Source organism: Sediminihaliea albiluteola (assembly GCF_014077625.1).
Lineage (GTDB): Bacteria > Pseudomonadota > Gammaproteobacteria > Pseudomonadales > Halieaceae > Sediminihaliea > Sediminihaliea albiluteola.
In genome coordinates this window covers 837,858-862,098 of sequence record NZ_JACFXU010000013.1, presented here as the reverse complement: position 1 = coordinate 862,098, position 24,241 = coordinate 837,858, and the positions used below count along the sequence as shown (strand labels likewise).

Genomic DNA, 24,241 nt, shown 5'->3' with positions numbered 1-24,241 from the left:
GCCAGTTAAAGCTAGCGCGGTTTGCGCTTGCTGGGGTTGCGGGGCAGGCCGTTGTGCTGGGTGGCGAAATGTTGAGTGCCGCTGGGCGCTACCCGCTCGTGACGCTTGGCTGGCTGTCGCGGCGGTACCAAGTGCATCTTGCCATTGCCAATTAAATCCGCGCGGCCCATTTTTTTCAGCGCTTTGCGCAGCTCTGGCCAGTTGTCAGGATCGTGGTAGCGCAGGAAGGCTTTGTGCAAGCGTCGCTGCGATAGTTTTTTGACAGTGGGCATGCTGTCCGAGCTGCGACTGACCTTTTTCAGCGGGTTTTTGCCGCTGTGATACATCGCTGTGGCGGTCGCCATCGGCGAGGGGTAAAAGGTCTGTACTTGGTCGGCACGGTATTTGTTCTGTTTGAGCCACAGCGCCAAATTCATCATGTCTTCATCCCGGGTGCCCGGATGGGCGGCGATGAAGTAGGGGATCAGGTACTGTTTTTTGCCCGCTACTTTCGAGTAGTGCTCGAACATCTCGCGGAAGCGATCATAGGCGCCCATGCCCGGCTTCATCATTTTCGACAGCGGGGCTTCTTCGGTGTGCTCTGGCGCAATTTTTAAATAGCCGCCTACGTGGTGTCGCACGAGCTCCTCGACGTACTCAGGAGTTTGCACCGCGATGTCATAGCGCAGTCCAGAAGCGATCAAGACCTTTTTCACACCCTCCACTTCCCGGGCGCGGCGGTAAAGATTGATCAGGGGAGTCTGGTCTGTCTGCAAACTTTTGCATATGCCGGGGAAGACGCAGCTCAGCTTGCGGCAGGCTGCTTCTGTCTCGCGACTTTTACAGGCTAGGCGCCACATGTTGGCGGTGGGGCCACCGAGGTCTGAGATGACACCGGTAAAGGCGGGCGAAGTATCGCGAATTTTTTCCACCTCGCGAATAATCGAGTCCTCAGAGCGGTTTTGAATAATGCGCCCCTCGTGCTCGGTAATGGAGCAGAAGGTACAGCCGCCAAAGCAGCCGCGCATAATGTTCACTGAGTGGCGGATGGTCTCGTAAGCCGGTATTCGAGCATCGCCGTAGCTGCTGTGGGGCAAGCGGGTGTAGGGCAGCTCGAAAACCCAGTCCAGTTCATCGGTTTGCAGCGGTATCGGGGGTGGGTTGAGCCACACTTCCCGGTCGCCGTGGGCCTGAACTAAAGGGCGGGCGTTGTGAGGGTTCGTCTCTTTGTGCAAGATGCGCGAGGCGTGGGCATAGAGCGCTGGGTCGTCCTTCACTTGTTCGTAGGAGGGAATCCGTATCACGGCTTGCCGCTGATCTTTGCGGTCCATCAAAGTGATTGGCTGAACTACCTGTACGGCGTCTTGCTCACTGGCCGGCTCTTCTTTGTTCGCACAGGCCTCGGTACGGCTATCTAAGTAAGGGTTGAGCGGCGGAGCTACTGGCCCGATAACATCGATCTCGGAGGAGTCCACCACCCGCCATTGATCGGGAATGCGCTTGCGCACGAAGGCGGTGCCGCGCAGATCTCGAATCTGGTGAATCGATTCACCTTCTGCCAGGCGGTGGGCGATATCGATAATCGCTCGCTCGGCATTGCCGTAGAGCAAAATATCGGCGCGGCTGTCGAGCAGTATGCTGCGCCTGACTTTATCGCTCCAGTAATCATAGTGGGCAATGCGGCGCAGGCTGGCCTCGATGCTGCCTATCACTAAAGGCACATCGCGGTAGGCTTCACGAAGGCGCTGGCTATAGACAATCACGGCCCGGTCGGGACGCTTGCCACCCTCTGCACCCGCCGTATAGGCGTCGTCATTGCGGCGCTTGCGATCCGCGGTGTAGCGGTTGATCATCGAATCCATATTGCCGGCCGCTACGCCAAAAAACAGGTTCGGCTTGCCCAGCGCTTTGAAGGCTTCTGCACTCGTCCAGTCGGGCTGCGACAGAATACCCACGCGGTAGCCCTGAGCTTCCAGCACGCGGCCGATTACCGCCATACCAAAGCTAGGGTGATCGACATAGGCATCGCCGGTGACAATGATAATGTCGCAGCTGTCCCAGCCCAGTGCATCCATTTCCTCGCGGGACATGGGGAGCTCGGGAGCAGGGCCAAAGCATTCGGCCCAAAATTTGCGATAGGAATAAAGCGGTTTTGGCATAGTTCGGGGCTGCAGGTGAAGAGCAAAAGGGGGCTGATTATAGCTGAATCAGCCCCCGATTACTTGTGACGCAGTACCGTCTGTTAGCCGCTAGTAAAAACTAGAAGTGGAACAGCAGGTCCATGCCGTACATGCGCGGCGGGATACGCCAGCCGGTGAGTGAACCAATAGCGTCGCCATTAGAGCCAAACACAGTGATTACTTCTTCGTCGAAGAGGTTGGTGCTCCATAGGGAGGCTTCCCAGCGACCGCCGGCAGGCACAAAACTGATGCGCAGGTTAGCTAAGTCATAGGCGTCGACCTTGCGAGTGGGGTCGGTCAAGCTGCTGACCCGCTCGTCGTTCCAGGTATAGTCAAGGCGCGACACCACTTCCCCAAAGTCCTCGATAGGCAGGGTGTACTCGAGCGCCAAGTTCACTTTGTGTTCTGGCGTGCCCACCCGAGGTTCGCCGGTGAGGTCATCGGCGGCTGTCTCGCCGGCCGCTTCAATCAAGTTGAAGCGGGTGTACTTGGTCTTTAGCCAGCTGTAGTTGCCGCTTAGGGCCAAGCGCTCGCTAGCCAGCCAATAGCCTTCCAGCTCTATGCCATAGCCTTCGGCATCGGCGTTGCGCAGGTTGTAGCTCGGAATAGGCTGGCCGAGTAGTTTCAGCTCTTGCAGGTTGTCGTACTCGTAAAAGAAGGCCGCGGCATTAAACTGAGCGCGTCCTTCTAGTAGCTGACTTTTGAAACCGAGCTCGTAGTTGATGACTTCCTCTTCATCGTAGGAGGTGTCGATATTGGGGCCGAAGTTCAGGCTGTTAAAGCCGCCTGACTTAAAGCCGGTGGCGACGCTGGCGTAAGCCATCTGGTCATCGTCGAGGTGATAGTCCAGCACCAGTCGGCCGGAGATAGAGTCCCAGCTGTCCTTCTGGCTACTGTCTACGATAGCTTGGCCGTTGTTATAGAAAGCCAGGCCAAAATCGGCGCCAGAGATTTGGTTTTGATAAGCAGTGTAGAGATTAAAGCGCTTTTCGTCATAGGTGTAACGCAGGCCACCACTGAGATTCATTTTCTCGTTAATGCTCCAAGTGGCATCGCCGTAAAGTGCGTAGCTCTCGTAGGTGCCGCTAGTGTCGACTTTTTCCACCCAAGGCTGGTAGCTGGCAATGCGGGGGGCCACATCGTTGAGGATCTGAAACAAACCCTGTACGGGGTTGGTGGCGATGCCGAACTGCTCTAGCGTGCCCTGGTCGTTTAAGAAGCTCCAGATAAAGGCCGACATGGCAATGCCGTCAATGCCATTGTCTTTTTGCTGTTGCCGGTAGGAGGGCAATACTTCGGACACTTCGCTGCGGCTGAGGCTGCCCAGTGCATCGATCTGGTCCTGATCGAGCCCAGCTAGGGCTGATAGGAAGGCCTGGGATGTATCTGAGCCCGAGTTGCGCAGGATTTCTGCCCAAGCAAAACTCTCCAAGGTGCTGAAGTTGAATTCAGCGCTGGTGCTGTGCTCGACGGTTTCGCGCGAGTAGGCCAGCCCCGTGGTCCACTTGAGCTTATCCGAGGCGCCGCTTAAGCGGAATTCCTGCGAGAAGTACTCGTTGTCATCGGGGTTGGATGAGTTGAATACATAGTCGGGGTTGTTGGAGCCATCGAGATCTTCTAGCAACTCGGTTTCAAATTGCCGCCAACCGGTGATCGAGGTCAGGGTCAGATCCCCCAGCTGGTGATTGATCTCTAGCGAGCTAGCATACATCTCACGCTTTTCACGGCTTTCGAAGTCGTTGGCAATCTTGCCATAGGGGTCCAGTTGCATACCGGGGTTGCCGCCGGCGAATACGCTATCGACCAGGGTGAACTGAGCGCCGCCATTTTGGTCTAGCTCGCTGTATTCCACCCGCCACAAGATTTCAGTGTTGGGGCTGGCATCCCACAGTAAGCTAGCGCGGTAGCTCGACATGTTTTCTTCGCTCATGTCGGGGCCGCTGATATTTTTGAGGAAACCATCGCGCTGGCGTTTGACGGCTACCGCCCGCAGGGCCAGGCTCTCGGAGATCGGCAAGTTATACATAAACTCGCCATCGAGGCGATTGTAATTACCGACGCTGATTTTGGCGCGGCCCTCAGACTCGTAGACCGGGGGCTGACTGACGACATGAATCGCACCGCCGGTGGCGTTGCGACCAAAGAGGGTGCCCTGCGGCCCTTTGAGGACCTCCACTCGGGCGATGTCTGTTAGCGCAGCTTCAGCACCGGCCCCTCGGGCGGCGTAGACTCCGTCCACGTAAACGGCAATGGCCGGGTCAGAGCCCACGGTAAAGTCATTCGTTTCCACCCCGCGAATGGTATAGGTTGGCTGCAGGGCATTGTCGTTGTTCATTTCAACGCCGGGCGTGAAGCGACCCAGGTCGGTGAGGTTGCGAGCGGATAGTTTTTCTACCGCGTTGGCACTAAAGACAGACATTGCAATGGGTACATCGAGCACGTTTTCGCTGCGTTTTTGGGCGGTGACAACGACCTCTTCAAGGACGCTTTGGGCATGGGCGCTGGAGACCGCCGTCAGCACTGCAGCGACAAGGACGTGGCGTTTAAATGGATTCATAGCAAGCTCGCCTATTATTAGAGTGATATGTTGTTATTAGAACTCATCGTTTTCCTGACGAATCTGCGCTCGTCTCTACTTAGTGTAGAAGAAGCGGCGGTCCTTTACACCTGTGAAAATCGCGCTGCTTAATTATTGCCAGTCTTACTCAGTGAGGGTAGATCCGTACCACAGTATTTACAGTATCTGGCGTCTAACTCGTGACCTGCTCTGGCGCACTGGGCGCAGTTGCGGTTGCTGCGAGGGGCGCCGCGCATGCCAGAGGCTAGCTCCGCAGTAATAATTCCAGTGGGCACGGCAATGATCGCGTAGCCAATTAACATACCCGTGGCTGATATCGCGCGACCTAAAGCTGTGACGGGTACGATATCGCCATAGCCAACGGTGGTGATAGTAACGATCGCCCAATAAATACTCACCGGAATATTGTTAAAGCCATTGGCCGGGCCCTCAACGACATAGATCAAACAGCCAAAAATAACCGTGATCACCATCATCATGGAAAAGAACACGACGATTTTGCGCGTCGAGCGCCGCAGCGCACCGGCTAAGATATTGGCCTCACTCATAAAACTGACTAGGCGCAGTACCCGAAAAATTCGCAATATCCGCAGTAGTCTGACGATCAGTAATGAGCTGGCGACAGGAAAGAGCAGTGCCAAATAAGTGGGTAGGATGGCAATGAGATCGACCACACCATAGACGCTCAGCACATAGGCTTTGCGGTTGGGCGAGCACCAGACACGGACCATGTACTCCAGAGTGAAGAGCAGGGTGAATATCCACTCCAGACGCCAGAACAAGTCACCGTAGGCAAGGTGTAAGCCCTCGATCGAGTCGAGCATGATAATCAGCACGCTGCTGAGGATGGTGGCGATTAAGGCAATATCAAACCACTTTCCTGTAGGGCTTTCGGTGCCAAAAATGACATCGTAGAATTGTTGTTGCAGTTCTGAAGTGGGGCGCGCTGTCATAGTGGAGCGGTACCAGCAGTGTGAGTAGTTGTCTCCACTATAAGGCAATGCCTACCCCGGATGGAACCGGGGCGGCTTACTGCTTGATTGCGTCGCTTGTGCGGGCAGCCCTCTAGTAAGGGGAAGTCAGTGGCGGCATTAGCCTAGTGTAGCCAGCACATCCACCATGGCTGCGCAGAGGGTCGCGATGTCTTCATCGTTCATAATGAAGGGAGGCATGGTGTAGACCAGCTTGCCAAAGGGTCGGATCCACACCCCGCGCTCGACAAACATGGGTTGGATTTTGCGCATATCGACCGCCTGTTCAAGCTCAATAACGCCAATAGCGCCAAGGGTTCGTACCTCGACTACGCCGGGCAGCTCGCGCGCCGGCTCAAGGCCAAGCTTGAGCGCAGCATTGATACGCTGAACTGTGCGCTGCCATGGCAGTGAGATCAACAGTTCCGTACTGGCAAGGGCTGCACTACAGGCCAGCGGGTTGCCCATAAAGGTGGGCCCGTGCATGAAGGCTCCGACGCCCTTGTTGGATATGCCATCGGCAACTCGTGAGTTACACATGGTGGCAGCGAGGGTCATATAGCCACCAGTGAGGGATTTACCTAAGCACAGAATATCCGGTTCCACCGCCGCGTGTTCCATGGCAAAGAGCTTGCCAGTGCGGCCAAAGCCGGTCGCTATTTCATCAAAAATGAGCAGCGTATCAAAAGCATCACAGAGCGCGCGTAGTTTGACTAAGTACTCGGGCGAATAAAAACGCATGCCGCCGGCGCCCTGGACGATAGGCTCGACAATCACCGCTGCGATCTCCTGGTGGTGAGCCTCCAGTAAATCGGCCATCGCTTTGATATCGGCGTCGCTGCAGGGTTCATCGAAAGCACACTCTGGAGCCGGAGCGAAATAATGTTTGGGTAGGACATCGCCAAAGAGGTGGTGCATACCAGTGACCGGGTCACAGAGTGACATCGCTCCAAAGGTGTCACCGTGGTAGCCCTGGCGCAGTGCAACCAGCTTTTGCTTCTGTGGTTTGTCTTGTGCATGCCAGTATTGCAGGGCCATCTTCATCGCGACTTCTACCGCCACCGAGCCCGAGTCACTAAAAAATACCCGGTTTAAGCTAGCGGGGGTGAGATCTACCAGAATGCTGGCTAACTTGACTGCCGGGGGGTGAGTCAGGCCGCCAAACATCACGTGGGACATCTGCCCCAGTTGTTCCTCAAGGGCGCGGTTCATGACCGGGTGGTTGTAGCCGTGAATCGCACACCACCAAGAGGCCATGCCGTCGATCAGCTCGCGCCCATCAGCAAGCTTTAAACGCACGCCGGAGGCGCTGACCACTGGATAAGCGTCTAAGTTGCCGCTGGCGGAAGAGTAGGGGTGCCAGATGACCTTGCGGTCGGTGTCCTGAAGTTGTTTCCAGTCCCAGGTGTCGGGCTCAGTGGCAGAGGTCACGATGTCTCCCTTGTCCTATTCAGTTTTGGGTTTTTGTTGCTTGTGGGCGCTACGCTAAAGGCATAGCGGGGTCTCAGAGTAGTTCAATGATACTCTGGCGAATGTTGTCTAGTAAGCGGCTTTGCGCTTCAGCTTTAGGGTGAATGCCGTCACTTTGCATCAATGTCGGGTCGGTGGCGACTCCCTCTAAGATGAAGGGGCCTAATTGCGCCCCGCTTGATTGCGCAGCGAGGGCAAAGGACTCGCGGAATAGGCGGGTGTAGCGGCTGCCGTAGTTAGGTGGAATCTCCATAGGTAGAATCAGTACTCGGGCACCGGCAGCACTCGATAAAGCGGCCAGTTCATGTAAGTTTTTGCGTAAGCTGGCAATAGGAAAACCGCGTAAGCCGTCGTTGCCGCCAAGTTCAATAACGACCACTTGGGGCTGGTGGCGCGCGAGTAAGGCCGGCAGCCGGCGCAAGGCGCCGGCGGTGGTCTCGCCACTGATACTGGCGTTCACCAGCTGATAGTCGGGGTGGCTCAGGGCCATTTCTGCGGCAAGTTGCTGCACCCAGCCCTGTTCCAGAGACATGCCATAGGCTGCGCTGATACTATCACCTAGCACCAACAAGCTCTGCTCTTTGGCCTGGGCCAGAGGAATCAACAATAGACACAACAATCCGCTGTACAGCGGGCCGCGTAATAAGCGGGAAAGGAATCGTTGCATGATCAAGGCGGAAAATCTCCAGAAGCGCGTAGCTATGGCAGGGCGAGAGCTGGAGATACTGAAAGGGATTAATCTGGAAATCAAGTCGGGCGAGACAGTGGCGGTGGTAGGAGCCTCTGGGTCGGGTAAGTCGACGCTGCTCGGTTTGTTGGCTGGCCTCGATGAGGCCTCGGCTGGACGGGTTGTTATTGCTGACACAGAACTTGGTCAACTCGATGAAGATGGCCGAGCGGCTTTTCGCGCCGATCACATTGGTTTTGTGTTCCAGTCCTTCCAGTTGTTGCCTGCCTTGACTGCCTTAGAAAACGTGATGCTGCCGCTGGAGCTGAAGGGGCGGCGCGATGCCCGGCAACAAGCTGAGCACTTTTTGCAGCGGGTCGAGTTAGGGCCGCGCCTAGATCACTACCCAAGGCAGCTCTCCGGTGGCGAGCAGCAGCGTGTGGCCATTGCCCGAGCCTTCGCCTCCGAGCCAAAAATTTTGTTCGCCGATGAGCCCACCGGCAACCTCGATAGCCGCACTGGCGAACATATTATTAATTTGCTCTTTGAGCTCAACCGCGAGCACGGCACAACCTTGGTACTGGTAACTCATGACCTCAAGCTGGCCCAGCGCTGTCAGCGACGGGTGCAGCTTGAAGATGGCGCGGTGCTGGCGGAGTAAGTGATGAAAGTGACAGCAGCGCGCATGTTGGCCCGTGATTGGCGCGGCGGGGAATTGGGCGTATTAGTTGCCGCGCTGATCTTGGCAGTGGCGGTGGTGACCGGTATCAGTGCTTTTACCAGCCGTTTGCAGGCCGCCTTGGAACAGGAGAGTCATCGTTTTTTAGCGGCCGATGTGGTGGTCACTAGCGCCGCTGAGATGCCAGCCTCCTGGCGACAAGAAGCGCAATCCTTAGCTATAGATACTGCACAGACACTGTCCTTTCCCTCGATGGTCTTTGCCGCTGACGACAATATGTTTTTAGCGTCCATCAAGGCAGTGAGCGAGCACTACCCGCTGCGCGGTGAACTGCGCTATAGCGAGCAAGCCTTTGCTGAGGCCCAGCCCGCTGCTCAGGGCCCAGAGTCTGGCAGCGTTTGGCTCGATTCACGCTTGTTTGCCCTCTTAGATGTATCGATAGGGGATTCTGTCAGCGTCGGCGAGGCGACTTTTCAGGTAGCTGCCGCGGTGCGCAGTGAGCCGGATCAAAGCCCCAGTATCTATAACATGGGCCCCAGAGTGCTGATGCACTTCTCTGATATTGCGGCCACCGAGGTAGTGCAGCCAGGCAGTCGGGTCGAGTATCGCCAGCTCTTTGCCGGTGAGGCGCGCCTCATCCAAAGGTTCGTGACCTGGCTTGAGCCTCAATTGCAGCCGGGTCAGCGTTTACTGGATGTGAAGCAGGGCCAGCCCGGCATTGGCAGTGCCTTGCAGCGGGCGGAGAGCTTTTTGCTCTTGGCGGGTAGTCTAGCGGTGGTCTTGGCAGGTGTTGCCATTGCCTTGGCTGCGCGCCGTTTCAGTGAGCGCCACACTGATTATGTGGCCATTATGAAAAGTTTAGGCGCCAGCTCCGGGGCCATAAACCGCCTCTATGGCAGTAGCTTGCTACTGTTGGGGCTCGCTGCAACGACACTGGGCTGTGCCCTAGGCTGGCTGATGCAGGCCGGCTTTTTTGCCATCTTTGCAGAGCACTTACCGGTGCTGCCGGGCCCGTCGGGTATACGTCCCTATGCGATAGGTTTCACCACGGCCTTTACCTGCTTACTGTGTTTTGCTTGGCCGCCCCTGCGGCGCTTAGCCCAAGCGAGTCCACTGCGCGTATTGCGACGCGATATGCCCCATGAAAACCGGCGTAGCTTGGGCGATTACCTCTTGGGCTTGCTGGCCGTTGCTGCGCTGATGTTTTGGTACAGCGGCGATTGGCGTCTAAGCCTAGCGGTCTTACTCGGTTTAGCCATTACTATCGTGCTAGGTCTTGGCTTGGCACTGAGCCTGCTGCGCGGCGGGCGCCTGCTTGGCATGAGCGCCGGCAGTATCTGGCGCTTAGCCCTGGCCGGACTGCAGCGCCGCGGTAGTGCCAATGCCCTGCAGGTGGTGATTTTCGCCATGGCTATCATGCTGCTCTTGGTCTTGGTGTTACTGCGCACTTCACTGATTGATGAGTGGCAAGCGCAACTGCCACCCGATGCGCCGAATCACTTCATGCTCAATATTGCCCCCGAGCAGCTGCAATCGGTCACTGACATGCTGCGCAGTCACAGCATCCCCAGCGAAGCTTTGTATCCGATGGTCAGTGGGCGGGTGATGTCGGTTAATGGCGAGGACCTACCACAGACCGACGATAAGCAGCAGGGGCGTCGACAGCGTGGTGCTAACTTTACCTGGGCCGATAGCTTGCCAGCGGGTAACGAATTATTGGCCGGACAATGGTGGGAGACAGGGAGTACTGCAGCTGAGGTTTCTCTGGAGGAGGAGTTTGCTGAACGCTTGGGCTTGGCTGTCGGCGATACAGTCGGTTTGTTAATTGCTGCTGAAGCGCTCGAGGTGAAAGTTAGCAGCATTCGTAAATTGGATTGGCAGTCTTTTCGGCCTAACTTTTTTATGGTGTTTCCACCCAAAGTCTTGGCCGATTACCCCGCGACCTTTATGACCAGCTTTCATTTGGATGCCGAGCAAAAATCCTTTCTTAACCAGCTGATTCGCACTTTTCCCACCATTACGGTGATTGAAATGGATTTGCTGGTGGAGCAGGTGCGGGCCATTATTGATCAGGTCTCGGCGGCTATTGAGTTGGTGCTAGCGGTGATTCTTGCCGCTGGTGCCTTGGTCTTGGTGGCGGGGGTGCAGGCCAGTGTCGATATGCGAATGCAGGAGAGTTCGATACTGCGCGCCTTAGGTGCCGGGCGGCGCTTGATTTTGGGCGGCCTAGCCATTGAGTTTGCCACCATGGGCTTATTTGCTGGCCTGCTGGCGACTATTGCTGCGGAGTTCTCGGTGTTTGCACTACAGGTTTGGGTAATGGAGATGAGCTATGCGCCGACCCCTTGGCTGTGGCCGCTTGGCATCGCGCTGGGAGTGCTATTAATTACTGGCTTGGGTCTGTACAGCTGTCGCAAGGTGGTCTCTAGTCCACCGCTGGCGGTATTGCGCGAGCTATAGTCGCGTTTTAATTGGCTGAGCTAGCTCTGGCTACTGATGCCAGTGATAAAGGTGCGCACGCCGAGCTCGGCTTGGCGCTTGAGATCGATGTGGCGCTCGAATAGGTGGGGGGCATCAACCCGCAGCGTGGCTAAGCCGTGAATTCCGGCCCAGGCGGCATTGGTTAAATAGGCCAAGTCCTGCTCGATAAAGCTGCCGCGCTCCATGCCGTGGCGCAAGATGGTTTGTACTAGTTGGAAGGTTGCACGGCTGGCCTCGCGCAGTTCGGGGTACTGCTCGGCGGGCTGCGTCGCTGGGCCAAACATCAGTTTGAACAGCTGTGGATTGTCCGCCGCGTAAATCACATAGGCGTGGGCAAAAGCGCTGAGCTGATCTTCGGGGCAGTCACCGGCTTGTTCGCCGGCTGCTTGTAGGGCCTTCAACAAATTGCGGTAGCCGCGAGTGGCCATCGCCGCAAACAGCTCGCCTTTATCGGCAAAGTGCCGGTAGGGAGCTGTTTGCGAGACGCCGATGGCGCGCGCCAGTGCCCGCAGGCTCAGGGCTTCCGCCCCAAGTTCCTGCAGTTGTGCTACCGCGGTATCGAGCAATTCTGCCCGTAAATTCCCGTGGTGGTAGCTCTTTGCACTGCTCGTATCGCTCATCGACAAAGGGCTTATGGCAGTAAGTGCTGAACTGCGTCGCGCTCTTCGCTCAACTCTTGCTCAGTGGCTGCCATTTTAGCGCGGCTGAATTCACCGACCTCAACACCCTGAACAATTTCCCAGTCGCCGTCTTTGCAGCGGCAAGGGAAGGAGTAGATCAGGCCTTCAGCGATGCCGTAAGAGCCGTCTGAGTAAACGCCCATGGATACCCAATCGTCGCCTTCAGTGCCCAGAGCCCAGCTGCGCATGTGGTCACTGGCTGCGTTAGCGGCTGAGGCGGCAGAAGAGGCGCCGCGGGCTTTGATGATCGCTGCACCGCGCTGCTGTACGGTGGGGATAAAGTCGTTTTCGTACCACTCTTGGTCAACCAGTTCGATAGCGGGCTTGCCATCAACTTTAGCGTTGAACAGATCGGGGTACTGAGTGGCCGAGTGGTTGCCCCAGATAGTCATGTTGGTCACGTCATTGACAGTTTTGCCAGTTTTCTGGGCAATCTGTGTCATGGCGCGGTTGTGGTCCAGGCGGGTCATAGCGGTAAAGTTGCGCGGGTCAATGTCCGGCGCATTGCGCTGGGTAATCAGCGCGTTGGTGTTGGCAGGGTTGCCGACAACCAATACTTTGATGTTTTTGCTGGCGTGGTCGTTGATTGCCTTGCCCTGTGCCGAGAAAATGGCAGCGTTAGCTTCTAGCAGGTCCTTGCGCTCCATGCCGGGGCCACGTGGACGGGCGCCTACCAGCAGGGCGTAGTCGGCGTCTTTAAAGGCTACGTTGGGGTTGTCAGTGCAGGTGATGCCAGCCAGTAGCGGGAAGGCACAGTCATCGAGCTCCATACGCACGCCTTCAAGGGCATCCATGGCTGGAGTAATGTCCAGCAATTGCAGGATCACTGGCTGGTCGTCGCCCAGCATTGAGCCGGAAGCAATACGGAATAAAAGGGCATAGCCAATTTGGCCAGCGGCGCCGGTAACGGTCACACGTACAGGTGCTTTCATGGTGAGTCTTACCTCATTGGAGTGAGTGGCAAAAATGGGGTCGACATTGTCGGGGGAAATGGATGAAAAAACAAGCGAGGCCCTGTAAAATGCGCCCCGAATCAATGATCGAGAGTGTGAGCCACGTGTCTTCCGTTGTGCCTGAGCTGCCCCGCAAAGAAAAGGTCGAGTTTAATAAGCTGCAGAAACGCCTGCGGCGCAATGTCGGCAATGCCATTGCCGATTACAACATGATCGAGGAGGGCGACCGCATTATGGTCTGCGTGTCCGGTGGTAAGGACTCCTACGGCATGCTGGATATACTGCTCAACCTGCGCCAGAGCGCGCCGGTGAATTTTGAGCTAGTGGCGGTAAACCTCGACCAGAAACAGCCCGGCTTCCCCGAAGAGGTGCTGCCGAACTACCTGTCACAGCTGGATATTCCTTACTACATCTTAGAAAAAGACACCTACAGCATCGTGCGCGAGCTGATTCCTGAGGGTAAAACCACTTGCGGCCTCTGCTCGCGCCTGCGCCGCGGCAGCCTCTATGGCTTTGCTCAAGACATCGGTGCAACTAAGATTGCCTTGGGTCACCACCGCGATGATATCGTTGAGACCTTGTTTCTCAACATGTTTTTTCAGGGCAGCTTAAAGGCTATGCCGCCAAAGTTGCTCAGTGATGATGGTCGCAATGTGGTGATCCGCCCTATGGCCTACTGCAAAGAGCAGGACTTGGCAGACTTTGCCGCTTATAAAGGCTATCCGATTATTCCCTGTAATCTCTGTGGTACCCAGGAAAATCTTCAGCGGGTGCAGGTTAAGAAGATGCTGGCGGAGTGGGAGAAGTCCTACCCGGGTCGGAGCGAAAGCATTTTCCGCAGCATCAAAAATATCTCTCCCTCTCAACTGGCCGATACCGAACTGTTCAACTTTACTGACTTGCGCGCCGAGGTTGACCGCGACCTGCACTTGCCGGGCATCAACGTCGTTAATTTGTAGCTGTGACAGCTTCGCGCCCCAGAGGGCATCTGCTTGAGGTCGAGGGCCTTACTCTGGAGAGGGGTGGGCGCTTATTGTTTGAAAATCTATCCTTTGCGGTCGGGCCTGGGCAGTTGCTGCAGGTCGAGGGTGCCAATGGCGCCGGTAAGACCAGCCTCTTGCGGATCCTGGCTGGTCTGTCGCGCTATGGCTATAGCGGCCAGGTAAGTCGCCATGCGCCGCTGCTCTATTTAGGGCATCACAGTGCCGTCAAAGCCCTGCTGACGCCGCGAGAAAATCTTGCTTGGCACGTCTCGGGGGAGGCTACTTACAGCGATAATGATATCGAGGCTGCGCTGGCTCGAGTCGGGCTCTACGGCTACGAGGATGTGCCCAGTCATGCCCTCTCTGCTGGGCAGCACCGCCGAGTGAATTTGGCGCGGCTCTATTTGTCTGCGGCGCCTTTGTGGCTGCTGGACGAGCCCTTTACCGCCATTGATCGCGAGGGCGTGATCGATTTGGAGAGCCTCTTAGTGCAGCATGTCGAGCGGGGTAATACGGTGCTTTTTACCTCCCACCAAAAGCTCTCTGTGAACTACCCGCTCAGCAGTCTGAGTTTGAGCGAGGGGCTGCGGCCATGACGGCACCGGGTATGCTCGCATTCTCAGGGCGCTTGCTGCGGCGGCAGGTGGTTTTATCCCTGCGCCGTCCAGTGGAGATAGCCAATCCACTGCTGTTTTTTGCCATGGTAGTGGCATTGTTTCCCCTGGGACTGGGTCCTGCGCCAGCCACTCTGGCCAGTTTTGCGCCGGGCTTATTGTGGATTGTCGCGCTACTGGCTAATCTGCTCAGCGCTGACACCTTGTTTCGCAGTGACTTTGAAGATGGCAGTCTAGAGCAGCTGTTGTTAGCACCGCAGCCGCTGTACACTTCGGTATTAAGCTGCGTCCTCGCGCAGTGGCTGGTCAGCGGTTTGTTGTTGGCTTTGTTATCGCCACTGTTCGCGGTGATGCTTAACTTGCAGCCCGAGGCCATCCCCGTGCTGCTACTCAGCCTGCTGCTGGGTACTGCTGTGTTGAGTTTGGTGGGCGGCATTGGCGCCGCACTCACCGTGGGTTTGAAGCGCGGTGGGATGCTTATTGCGCTGCTCATACTGCCTTTTTATATGCCGGTATTGATTTTTGGTAGTGCCGCGGTGCAAGCGGTGATTACTGGGGTACCAGCAACTCCGCATCTGGCGATCTTGGCTGCTATGCTCTGCTTTGCGCTGGCACTGGCACCGCTGGCCATGGCTGCGGGTTTGCGAATCAGTATCGATGCATGATGTGATGCTAATCCCTGGCGGCCGGCCTGAGTTGTCCGGCGCCGCACTCGGAGTATAATTGCCGCCGCTATGTGGTCCTTCTTTCATAAACTTGGTTCCCCCCCTTGGTTGTATCGTATTTCCGGCAGTATTTTGCGCTGGTTGCTGCCTCTCACTTTACTCGGCCTTGCGCTGGGCATGACCTGGGGACTGTTTTTTACCGCGCCGGATTTTCGCCAAGGCAATAGCTACCGCATTATTTATATCCATGTGCCGGCGGCAGTGGTGGCGCTGGCGGGCTACTATGTGATGGCCACAGCAGGTGCGGTCAGCCTGATCTGGAAAATGAAAATGGCCGATGTTGCCCTGCGGGCCGCTGCGCCAGTAGGGGCTGCACTGACCTTTGTCGCGCTACTCACTGGAGCCATCTGGGGCAAGCCCACTTGGGGTACTTGGTGGGTGTGGGACGCGCGGATCACCTCTATGTTGATTTTGTTGTTCCTGTATCTTGGGGTGATCGCGCTCTACGAGGCATACGACAACAAAGAGGCGGCGGGCAAGGCCTGTGCTGTGTTGAGCTTGGTTGGCACGGTCAATATCCCTATCATCTACAAATCGGTAGACTGGTGGTATAGCCTGCACCAGCCGGCCTCAATCAAGTTTACTGGCCCCTCATCTATTGACCCGAGTATGCTGTATCCTTTGCTGTTGTTGATCATCAGTTTTTATGCCCTGTTCACCTGTTGCCTACTGATGAATATGCGGGTCGGTATTTTGCAGCGTGAAGCGCGCACTAAGTGGGTGCGCAAATTGGTGGGTCTCTAATGTATTTCGACAGTTTTCAAGCCGCTATGGCAATGGATGGCCACGGGGTATTTGTGTGGTCAGCCTACGGCATCTCGGTGCTTGTTCTAGCGCTGTTATTACTGCGCCCTTGGCGCCAGGAGCGCCGTGTGCTGCGTGAGCTGGCAACACAGTGGAAGCGCAGTAATCAGCCCCCCCGAGGCACTAATCACAGTCAGGCCAACAGTGGCCTTAGTAGAGAGGGCAGTGATGCACCCGGTTCGTAAACAAAGACTTATTATCGTGCTGCTGGTGGTGCTTTTTTCCAGTGCTGCTGTCGGCTTAATGGCTTACGCATTGCGTGGCAATATCAACCTATTTTTCCCGCCCGTTGAGGTGCTCTCTGGCAAAGCGCCAGTGGGGCAGTCGATTCGGGTCGGCGGCATGGTCGTGGAGGGGAGCGTGCAGCGCAGCCCTGACAGTCTCGAAGTGCGCTTTGAGGTGACCGATAATCAGGCCACTGTGCCCATTGTTTACGCTGGCATCTTGCCTGACCTGTTTGATGAGGGGCAGGGCGCCGTGGCGGCCGGTGTGCTCGATGAGCAGGGTGTCTTACATGCCACCGAAGTACTGGCTAAGCACGATGAAAACTATATGCCGCCTGAGGTGGCCGATGCTCTGGAAGCCTCAAAAGCGGCCGCAGCACAAGCTGAAGAGGCCAAGCAATGATTGCTGAATTTGGCCATTTCTCGCTCATCATCGCCCTGTGTCTGGCGGTCTTGCTGACCGTTATTCCACTCTGGGGGGCATGGCGCCACAACAGTGCCGCCATGGCCTTGGCTCCGGGCTTGTCGATGGGTTTGCTGGTGTTTTCTGGCATCAGTTTTGCCTGTCTTGCGACGGCTTTCTTGCAGGATGATTTCTCGGTCGAGGTGGTGGCTAACAACAGCAATAGCCTCTTGCCGATGTGGTATAAGTTTTCCGCGGTATGGGGCAACCACGAGGGCTCACTGCTGCTGTGGATCCTGATTCTGGCTTTTTGGACCGCTGCAGTGGCGACATTTAGTGTGCAGTTGCCGCTCTTGGTGCTGGCGCGGGTGCTCTCGGTAATGGGTTTTGTGGCGGTGGGCTTTTTGTCCTTCTCCCTATTTACCTCCAACCCCTTTGCGCGACTCTTGCCCGGTACGCCAGCGGACGGTCGAGACCTTAACCCGCTGCTGCAGGACCCCGGGCTGATCATTCATCCGCCCTTGCTCTACATGGGCTACGTGGGTTTCTCGGTGGCTTTTGCCTTCGCTATCGCGGCACTCTTGGGCGGCCGCCTAGATGCTTCTTGGGCGCGCTGGTCGCGACCCTGGACTAATGTGGCCTGGGCCTTTTTGACCTTGGGCATCATGCTGGGCAGCTGGTGGGCTTACTATGAGCTAGGCTGGGGCGGCTGGTGGTTCTGGGACCCCGTAGAAAACGCCTCTTTCATGCCATGGTTGGCCGGCACCGCGCTACTGCACTCGCTGGCGGTCACGGAGAAGCGCGGCTTATTTAAAAGCTGGACCGTTCTGCTGGCGATTTTTGCCTTCTCTTTGAGTTTGCTGGGCACCTTCTTGGTGCGTTCGGGGGTGCTGACCTCGGTGCACGCCTTCGCCACAGACCCGGAGCGGGGCTTGTTTATCCTAGTGTTCTTAGGGCTGGTTGTGGGTGGCTCGCTGGTGCTTTACGCCCTGCGTGCACCGGCGGTGAATAGCCGTGTGACCTTCTCTTGGCTGTCTCGCGAAACCCTGTTGTTAGTCAACAACGTGGTGTTTTTAGTCGCCACCTTAACAGTGTTGTTTGGCACCTTGTTCCCACTGCTGATGGATGCCTTAGGGCAGGGCAAGTACTCCGTGGGCCCGCCCTATTTTAATGCGGTATTTGTACCCTTAATGGCATTGTTGATTCCTTTTATGGGCATCGGTCCGGTGTCGCGCTGGAAGCGCGATAGCGCCACGCGCTGGAAGGCCGAACTGCTGCTGCCTGGCCTGGCTGCTCTGGCCTGTGGTCTGACCCTGCCTCTACTGCACGCTGACTATAATTTATGGGTCGCTTTGGCCTTGGTGCTGGCGGGCTGGCTATTTATGGGCATGCTGCGCGATGTCTGGCAGCGGCTGCGTTCAGCGCCGAGCCTGTGGCGCGGCCTGCGCCGCACGCCCGCTAGTTACTGGGGCATGGTCATGGGGCACTTGGGTTTTGCCGCCTGTGTCATCGGCGTTGTTGCAACCAGTCAATACAGTATTGAGCGCGACTTGAAGATGGAGCCGGGCCAAAGTGAGAGCCTGGCCGGATATCGCTTTGAGTTTATTGAAGTGCAAGGCGTGCAGGGCCCGAACTACGTCGCCGATGAGGCGCGTTTTGTGGTTAGCCGAGAGGGCGTGGAAGTCGCCCGTTTGGCGCCGCAAAAACGACGTTATTTAGCTTCCGGATCGATTATGACCGAGGCGGCCATTGATGATGGCTTGTTCCGTGACCTCTATGTGGCGATGGGCGAGCCGGTAGGTGAGCAGGGCGCTTGGGCAATACGTTTGCACTACAAGCCGATGGTCCGCTGGATGTGGCTGGGAGCCATCTTTATGGCACTGGGTGGTTTTGCCACGGTAGTGGATAAGCGCTACCGCAGACAGCGTAGTTTAGCCCGTGAAACCTTAAATACAGGAGCTGCTCGTGGCGCCCAGGCTTAAATTATTTTTGCCGCTGATTCTCTTTGTACTGCTGGCTCTGTTTTTGTTTCGCGGTCTGTCGCTGGACCCAAACGCCATGCCTTCAGCATTGATCGACCGGCCTTTTCCCGCTTTTGACTTGCCCGCTCTGCAGCGCGAAGGCGAGCTGGGCAATGATCTCTTGCAGGGGCAGGTATCACTGGTCAATGTCTGGGCCACCTGGTGCATCTCCTGCCGCGTTGAGCACCCCTATTTGGACAAGCTGGCGAAAGCCGGGGTGAATATTGTCGGACTTAACTACAAAGATGATCCCCAAGCCGCGCGGCGTTGGCTGCAGGATTTGGGCGACCCCTATCAACTCAATATTCTCGATAGTGAGGGGCGGCTCGGCTTGGATTTAGGTGTCTACGGGGCGCCGGAAACCTACGTGGTGGATGCTGAAGGTGTCATCCGCTACCGCCATGTGGGGGTTGTTGATGAGCGAGTTTGGCGTGGCGTCCTGGCCCCTCTTTACACTGAGCTGGGTGGCGAGTACGACGCAGCCGCGCTGGCTGGAGACCTGTGATGAACTACCTTGCAGCTTTGCTGTTGCTAGTGCTGAGCTTTTCAGCTGGGGCAGTGATCGAAACCTATGAATTTAGTTCTAGCGAGCTGGAGCAGCGCTATCACCTACTGAGTCAGGAATTGCGCTGTCCAAAGTGTCAAAACCAAAACATCGCTGACTCTAATGCACCGATTTCTCAGGATTTACGTAAGCAGCTGTATCAGCAGTTGGAAGCCGGTGCCAGCGATGCCGAGATTCTGGACTATATGGTCGCTCGCTACGGCGAGTTTGTGCGCTACCGTCCGGCGATGAGCGGGGTGACTATAGTGTTGTGGGCAGCTCCTTTGCTGCTCTTGGCCCTCGCTTTGGCGCTAGCCTTTAGCGTACTGCGCTCGCGGCGCAGCAATGATGAGCAGCAAACGCTCAGCAGCGATGAGCAGAAACAATTAGATGAACTCTTGGCTCGGGAGAGAGACGCTTGACCACTTTTATGCTGGCTTGTGCCGGCTTGATTATATTTAGCGGCCTGTTTTATCTGTTTCCCCGCCGCCGGCGTGGTAATGATGCCGCCGAGTTAGAGCGCGCCAACCTCGATTGGTACCACCTGCGCAAAGAAGAGCTCAGCGCCACTGACAGTGATGAGTTACAGCGCGATGCCCAGCTGCGCTTGCTGGAAGATGAGCAGGCTAGCAAGCCTGCCGGCGAGCTGCCGGGACAGGCCACAGGGAGTTTTCCTACTTGGCTCTTATTGCCGCTGGTGGCAGTGGCTTCTGCCGCGCTCTACTACAAGCTCGGCGCGGCCAGCGATGTGTTGTTAAATCAGCGTATAGCGCAGCTGGATCAGAATGCCTCAGCTAGCGAAGTCTACTCACTGATGGGGGCGATGGAGAAGCGTTCGCAGCAGCGTCCCGACAACCTGCACTATCGCGCTTTGCTGGGCCGCTTTTATATGGGCCAGGAAGATTACAGCCGTGCTGCTGAGACTTACAGCGCTTTAGCGGAAGCGGCCCCAGGCGACGCCTATGCCCTCGCTTATGCGGCTCAGGCCAGTTATCTAGCCGCGGGGCGAGTATTGGATGCCCAGGCCCAGCATATGGCTGAACAATCACTGGCCCTTAATCCGCATCAGCGCACCGCTTTAGGACTCTTGGGTATGGTCTCTTTCGAGCGCGGCCAATATCGCGCAGCGATACAGTACTGGGAGCGCTTGCGCGTGATGGAGCAACCCGGTTCCGAGAGCGAGCGCATGATTAGCGAAGTCATTAACGAAGCCCGTGCACAGTTGGGTGAGGCCCCGGCCCTGGCTGCCAGCGCTGAGGCTGGCAGTGATGAAACACAGCCTGCGGGCCTTGGCGTGACTGTTAGGCTGAGCTTGCCCCAGGATGCTGTGCTAGCAGCCAATGACACGGTCTTTGTATTGGCGCGCAGCGCCGATAGTAGTAGTCGCATGCCGATTGCAGTGCAGCGTTTACGAGCAGCTCAGCTGCCTCTGACTCTGCGTTTAGACGACAGCAACTCTATGGCTGGTCAGAAATTATCAGAGAGCGAGTCCCTAGTGGTGGTGGTGCAAGTCTCCCCCACGGGACAGCCCGGAGAGGCCAACGCTACTTGGCTGGGCCAGGCGGGGCCTTTGCAGCCCTCAGTGGATGGCGAGCCAGTAGAGATACGCCTAACTCCCCGTGAGGGCTAAAGGCGGCTTTTTAGCCCGCAGGCATAGTGTTGCTGGATGAAGTTGGATACACTAAATATAGTGTTCCGAGCTTGCTGATGATTGCCCGTCGCATCGGAGTAAGTCTATAAAAAACAACAGGGTACGAATGTTACTTAAGGTTTTATGAGACTAAAGTCTATCAAGTTGGCGGGTTTCAAGTCCTTTGTGGATCCGACCACAGTCAGCTTCCCCAGCAATATGTGTGCGGTGGTTGGCCCCAATGGCTGCGGCAAATCCAATGTGATCGATGCCGTGCGCTGGGTGATGGGTGAGAGCTCCGCCAAAAACTTGCGCGGCGAATCCATGACCGACGTCATTTTTAATGGCTCAGTCAGTCGTCAACCGGTCGGTCAAGCCTCCATCGAGCTGGTCTTTGATAACAGCGATGGCGGGGTCGGCGGTGAGTACGCCAGCTACGCCGAAATTTCTATCCGCCGGGTGGTCACCCGCGCTGCACAATCTGAGTATTACCTCAACGGCACTCGCTGTCGCCGCCGCGACATCACAGATATATTCCTCGGTACCGGCCTTGGGCCGCGCTCCTATGCCATTATTGAGCAGGGCATGATTTCGCGGCTAATTGAATCTAAGCCGGAAGAACTGCGGGTGTTCATCGAGGAAGCGGCGGGCATCTCCAAATATAAGGAGCGCCGCAAAGAAACAGAAAGTCGCATGCGCCGCACCTTGGAAAACCTCGAGCGTTTGACCGATTTGCGCGACGAGCTTGGTCGCCAGTTGCAGCACCTAGAGCGCCAGGCCCAGTCGGCGCTTAAGTACGGTGAGTACAAAGAAGAAGAGCGTCAGCTGAAAGCCCAGCTGCAGGCTCTGCAGTGGCAAGACTTAGACCAGCAAGTCAGAGCTCGCAGCCTGAGTATTAGCGAGCTGGAGGTCAAGCTGGAGTCGGTCTTAGCCGAACACCAGCAGGTCGATACCGCCATCGAGCAATATCGCGTTGAGCACAGCGACCGCAACGACGCTTTTAATCAGGTTCAGGGCACCTTTTACTCGTTGGGCGCTGAAGTTGCGCGCATTGAACAGACTATTAAGCATCAAACAGAGCGCGGCCAGCAGCTCAATCAAGATTTGGCTCAAACCAATGCCAGTCTGGAAGAGTCAGAGCGCCACCTAAATAACGATCGGCAGCAGTTAGAAGCTTGGGAGCTTGAGCTAGAGGGTATTGCGCCAGACCTTGAGATGCTGCAGGCGGTCGAAGAGAGCTCCTCGGAAGCCCTGATGGCCGCCGAAGAAGCGATGCTTGATTGGCAGCAGCGCTGGGATGAATTTAACCAACATGCCGCCGAGCCGCGCCAACAAGTGGAAGTGCAGCAATCTCGTATCCAGCACTTAGAGCAGGCCGTACAGCGCCAGCAAAAACGCATTAGCCAATTAGATCAAGAACGGCAGGGTTTAAGCGCTGAGCCGGTCGATGAAGATATTGAAAGCCTCACTGAACAGTTAGCCGAGACCGAGATGGTCATGGCCGAGCACGAGCAGCAGGCCGACACTTTGGCTGATGATCTGCGCGCCAGCCGCGATCGCGGCGATGAACTCGCGGGACAGCTCAATGACTTGCGCTCCAATCTGCAGCAGGCTCGCGGCCGTCAGGCATCCTTAGAAGCCTTGCAGCAGGCTGCTAAAGAAGACAGCGATCAAGCGGTCAGCGATTGGCTCGCTGCCGCAGACTTAGGCGATAAGCCGCGTCTGCTGGAGCAGCTCGAGGTCGAGCAGCCTTGGCAATTGGCGGTTGAAACCGTACTGGGCGACTACTTGCAGGCGGTCTGCGTTGACGATATCGCGGCTTTTGGCGATAGCGTAGAGCGTCTTGAAAAAGGGCAGTTGGCACTGGTTCAAGGCGCTCAGCCGGCGCAGCTTGGCGATGAGTATTTGCTGTCCAAAGTCCGCGATCGCGGACAGGCTTCTCAGCTCTTGGCTGGGGTTAAAATTGCCGACGATTTAATCGCCGCACTGGCTTTGCGCAACAGTCTCGCCCCTGGCGAATCAGTGGTTACCCCCGAAGGTATCTGGCTCGGTGCTAATTGGCTGCGGGTTAGCCGAGTGGCTGGCGAGCAGGGCGGAGTAATACAGCGACAGCAGGAGCTGGAGACACTCGCTGCCAGCATCGATAGCCAACAGGCTCAAGTAGAAGAACTTGAAGCGGAGCTCGCCGCAGTCAAAGCGCGCAATGGTGAGTATGAAGAGCGGCGCCAGCAACAGCAGCGAGACCTGCAGGCGGCCACGCGTTTGCACGCTGATTACAGCGCCAAGTTATCTGCCCACCGCGCCAGGGTGGAACAGATTAACGCTCGCCGTGAGCGCCTTGAGGCTGAAATTAATGAAGCGCAGCAGCAGTTTGCCTTGGAGCAAGAAAACATTGCTGAAGCGCGGCACATACTCTCGGCAGCGATCGAGTCTATGGAAGCCGATTCCCAGCAGCGCGAAACCCTGCTGGTCAAGCGGGATGAGCTGCGTGGCGAACTCGACTCGGTGCGCCAAAAAGCGCGGCACGACAGAGATGCCGCACAGCAAGCGGCGATGCGGCACCAGTCGCTGAACACGCAACTGAACGCGATGCGTCAGACCATTGAGCGCACCCAGGGCCAGGTCCAGCAACTGCAAGAGCGCCGGGCAAGTTTACAGAGCACGCTGTCGGAAAATGATAATCCTCTGGATAGCTTGCAGATGGAGCTGGAAACACAGCTAGAGCTGCGTCTAGAGGCTGAAGGACAATTGACTGAGGCCCGCCAAGCGGTGTCAGAGGTCGAGCATCAGCTGCGTCAATCGGAGCAGCAGCGCGCGGCTATCGAACAGCGCGCACAAAGCTTGCGCAGTGAATTAGAACAGCTGCGACTGAGCAATCAGGGCACCCAAGTTCAGCGTGAGAACTTACAGCGCCAACTGGCTGAGGGCGAGTACGATGTACAACAAGTACTTGAGACCATGCCCGAGGGTGCTAACGAGGCCGAGTGGCAGCGCTCCTTAGAGCGGGTTGCCAGTCGTATTACCCGGCTGGGCCCAATCAACTTGGCAGCAATCGATGAGTACAGTTTGCAGTCCGAGCGCAAACATTATTTAGATGCTCAGAATGAGGATCTAGAAACCGCTTTGAAAACCTTGGAAGCGGCCATACGCAAGATCGACAAAGAGACTCGCAGCCGTTTCCGCGATACCTTCGAGCAGGTCAACAGTGGCTTGCAGGAACTGTTCCCGCGGGTCTTTGGTGGTGGTAGCGCTTATTTAGAAATGACCGGTGATGATTTGCTCGATACCGGTATTTCCATTATGGCGCGACCGCCTGGCAAGAAAAATAGCACCATTCATCTGCTCTCTGGTGGCGAAAAAGCGCTGACAGCAATCGCCCTAGTATTCTCTATTTTCCAGCTCAACCCAGCGCCGTTCTGTATGCTCGATGAGGTTGATGCGCCGCTTGATGACGCCAACGTAGGGCGCTATGCGCGGATGGTAAAAGAGATGTCCGATAAGGTGCAGTTCATTTACATCACACACAACAAAATATCCATGGAACTAGCGGATCAGCTACTAGGCGTTACGATGCATGAACCAGGCGTCTCGCGGCTGGTCACAGTAAATGTGGAAGAAGCGGCGGAACTGGCCGCCAGTTAAAGTGAAACGAATC

General features: G+C 56.5%; 20 protein-coding genes. 13 read left to right on the top strand and 7 right to left on the bottom strand.

Features of this window, described 5'->3' with window-relative positions:
• Nucleotides 1-11: 11 nt before the first annotated feature.
• From H2508_RS04910 to H2508_RS04890, 5 genes are all read right to left on the bottom strand, one after another.
• On the bottom strand, nt 12-2,069 hold the full coding sequence (locus H2508_RS04910; protein WP_235964835.1) for a YgiQ family radical SAM protein: 2,058 nt from the start codon (nt 2,067-2,069) through the stop codon (nt 12-14).
• Nucleotides 2,070-2,238: 169 nt separating this feature from the next.
• Complete coding sequence (locus H2508_RS04905; protein WP_182169431.1) at nt 2,239-4,716, bottom strand: TonB-dependent receptor; 2,478 nt, start codon at nt 4,714-4,716, stop codon at nt 2,239-2,241.
• A gap of 128 nt (nt 4,717-4,844) precedes the next feature.
• Nucleotides 4,845-5,690 (bottom strand): ion transporter, encoded by an 846-nt coding sequence (locus H2508_RS04900; protein ID WP_182169429.1) that lies wholly within the window; start codon nt 5,688-5,690, stop codon nt 4,845-4,847.
• A gap of 138 nt (nt 5,691-5,828) precedes the next feature.
• Nucleotides 5,829-7,139 (bottom strand): adenosylmethionine--8-amino-7-oxononanoate transaminase, encoded by a 1,311-nt coding sequence (gene bioA, locus H2508_RS04895; protein WP_182169427.1) that lies wholly within the window; start codon nt 7,137-7,139, stop codon nt 5,829-5,831.
• Between the two features lie 73 nt (nt 7,140-7,212).
• Nucleotides 7,213-7,845, bottom strand: coding sequence for an arylesterase (locus H2508_RS04890; protein WP_182170821.1), 633 nt, complete (start codon nt 7,843-7,845; stop codon nt 7,213-7,215).
• Between H2508_RS04890 and H2508_RS04885 the strand changes: the two genes are divergently transcribed.
• Entirely contained in the window at nt 7,844-8,506 is a 663-nt protein-coding gene (locus H2508_RS04885; RefSeq protein ID WP_182169425.1) for an ABC transporter ATP-binding protein, read from the top strand. The genes H2508_RS04890 and H2508_RS04885 overlap by 2 nt on opposite strands.
• Before the next feature lie 3 nt (nt 8,507-8,509).
• Nucleotides 8,510-10,984, top strand: a complete 2,475-nt coding sequence (locus H2508_RS04880; RefSeq protein WP_235964829.1) for an ABC transporter permease — start codon at nt 8,510-8,512, stop codon at nt 10,982-10,984.
• A gap of 20 nt (nt 10,985-11,004) precedes the next feature.
• Here the strand turns inward: H2508_RS04880 and H2508_RS04875 are convergent, their stop codons facing one another.
• Both H2508_RS04875 and H2508_RS04870 read right to left on the bottom strand, forming a co-directional pair.
• A complete protein-coding gene (locus H2508_RS04875; RefSeq protein WP_182169413.1) occupies nt 11,005-11,625 on the bottom strand; it encodes a TetR/AcrR family transcriptional regulator in 621 nt (206 codons plus the stop codon).
• A gap of 11 nt (nt 11,626-11,636) precedes the next feature.
• The gene (locus H2508_RS04870; protein WP_182169410.1) at nt 11,637-12,617 is read right to left on the bottom strand and encodes a malate dehydrogenase; all 981 of its coding nucleotides are present in this window, start codon (nt 12,615-12,617) and stop codon (nt 11,637-11,639) included.
• Nucleotides 12,618-12,754: 137 nt separating this feature from the next.
• Between H2508_RS04870 and ttcA the strand changes: the two genes are divergently transcribed.
• The 11 genes from ttcA to smc all read left to right on the top strand — a co-directional run bounded on the left by ttcA (nt 12,755) and on the right by smc (nt 24,228).
• Nucleotides 12,755-13,597 carry a tRNA 2-thiocytidine(32) synthetase TtcA gene (ttcA, locus tag H2508_RS04865; RefSeq protein WP_182170816.1) on the top strand — a complete coding sequence of 281 codons (843 nt, stop codon included), beginning with the start codon at nt 12,755-12,757 and terminating at the stop codon, nt 13,595-13,597.
• Nucleotides 13,598-13,599: 2 nt separating this feature from the next.
• The gene (gene ccmA / locus H2508_RS04860; RefSeq protein ID WP_328799314.1) at nt 13,600-14,217 is read left to right on the top strand and encodes a cytochrome c biogenesis heme-transporting ATPase CcmA; all 618 of its coding nucleotides are present in this window, start codon (nt 13,600-13,602) and stop codon (nt 14,215-14,217) included.
• Nucleotides 14,214-14,900 carry a heme exporter protein CcmB gene (gene ccmB / locus H2508_RS04855; RefSeq protein WP_182169407.1) on the top strand — a complete coding sequence of 229 codons (687 nt, stop codon included), beginning with the start codon at nt 14,214-14,216 and terminating at the stop codon, nt 14,898-14,900. Before ccmA ends, ccmB begins: the two co-directional genes overlap by 4 nt.
• A 69-nt stretch (nt 14,901-14,969) precedes the next feature.
• A complete protein-coding gene (locus H2508_RS04850) occupies nt 14,970-15,704 on the top strand; it encodes a heme ABC transporter permease (protein WP_182169404.1) in 735 nt (244 codons plus the stop codon).
• Entirely contained in the window at nt 15,704-15,949 is a 246-nt protein-coding gene (gene ccmD, locus H2508_RS04845; RefSeq protein WP_182169401.1) for a heme exporter protein CcmD, read from the top strand. Before H2508_RS04850 ends, ccmD begins: the two co-directional genes overlap by 1 nt.
• On the top strand, nt 15,933-16,391 hold the full coding sequence (gene ccmE, locus H2508_RS04840; protein WP_182170810.1) for a cytochrome c maturation protein CcmE: 459 nt from the start codon (nt 15,933-15,935) through the stop codon (nt 16,389-16,391). The genes ccmD and ccmE overlap by 17 nt, the downstream gene beginning before the upstream one ends.
• Nucleotides 16,388-18,373, top strand: a complete 1,986-nt coding sequence (locus H2508_RS04835; RefSeq protein WP_182169399.1) for a heme lyase CcmF/NrfE family subunit — start codon at nt 16,388-16,390, stop codon at nt 18,371-18,373. The genes ccmE and H2508_RS04835 overlap by 4 nt, the downstream gene beginning before the upstream one ends.
• Entirely contained in the window at nt 18,357-18,917 is a 561-nt protein-coding gene (locus H2508_RS04830) for a DsbE family thiol:disulfide interchange protein (RefSeq protein WP_182169397.1), read from the top strand. Before H2508_RS04835 ends, H2508_RS04830 begins: the two co-directional genes overlap by 17 nt.
• Nucleotides 18,917-19,378, top strand: coding sequence for a cytochrome c-type biogenesis protein (locus H2508_RS04825; protein WP_220463583.1), 462 nt, complete (start codon nt 18,917-18,919; stop codon nt 19,376-19,378). The genes H2508_RS04830 and H2508_RS04825 overlap by 1 nt, the downstream gene beginning before the upstream one ends.
• On the top strand, nt 19,375-20,586 hold the full coding sequence (locus tag H2508_RS04820) for a c-type cytochrome biogenesis protein CcmI/CycH (protein WP_182169394.1): 1,212 nt from the start codon (nt 19,375-19,377) through the stop codon (nt 20,584-20,586). The genes H2508_RS04825 and H2508_RS04820 overlap by 4 nt, the downstream gene beginning before the upstream one ends.
• Nucleotides 20,587-20,730: 144 nt before the next feature.
• On the top strand, nt 20,731-24,228 hold the full coding sequence (gene smc, locus H2508_RS04815) for a chromosome segregation protein SMC (RefSeq protein ID WP_182169392.1): 3,498 nt from the start codon (nt 20,731-20,733) through the stop codon (nt 24,226-24,228).
• Nucleotides 24,229-24,241 lie beyond the last annotated feature (13 nt).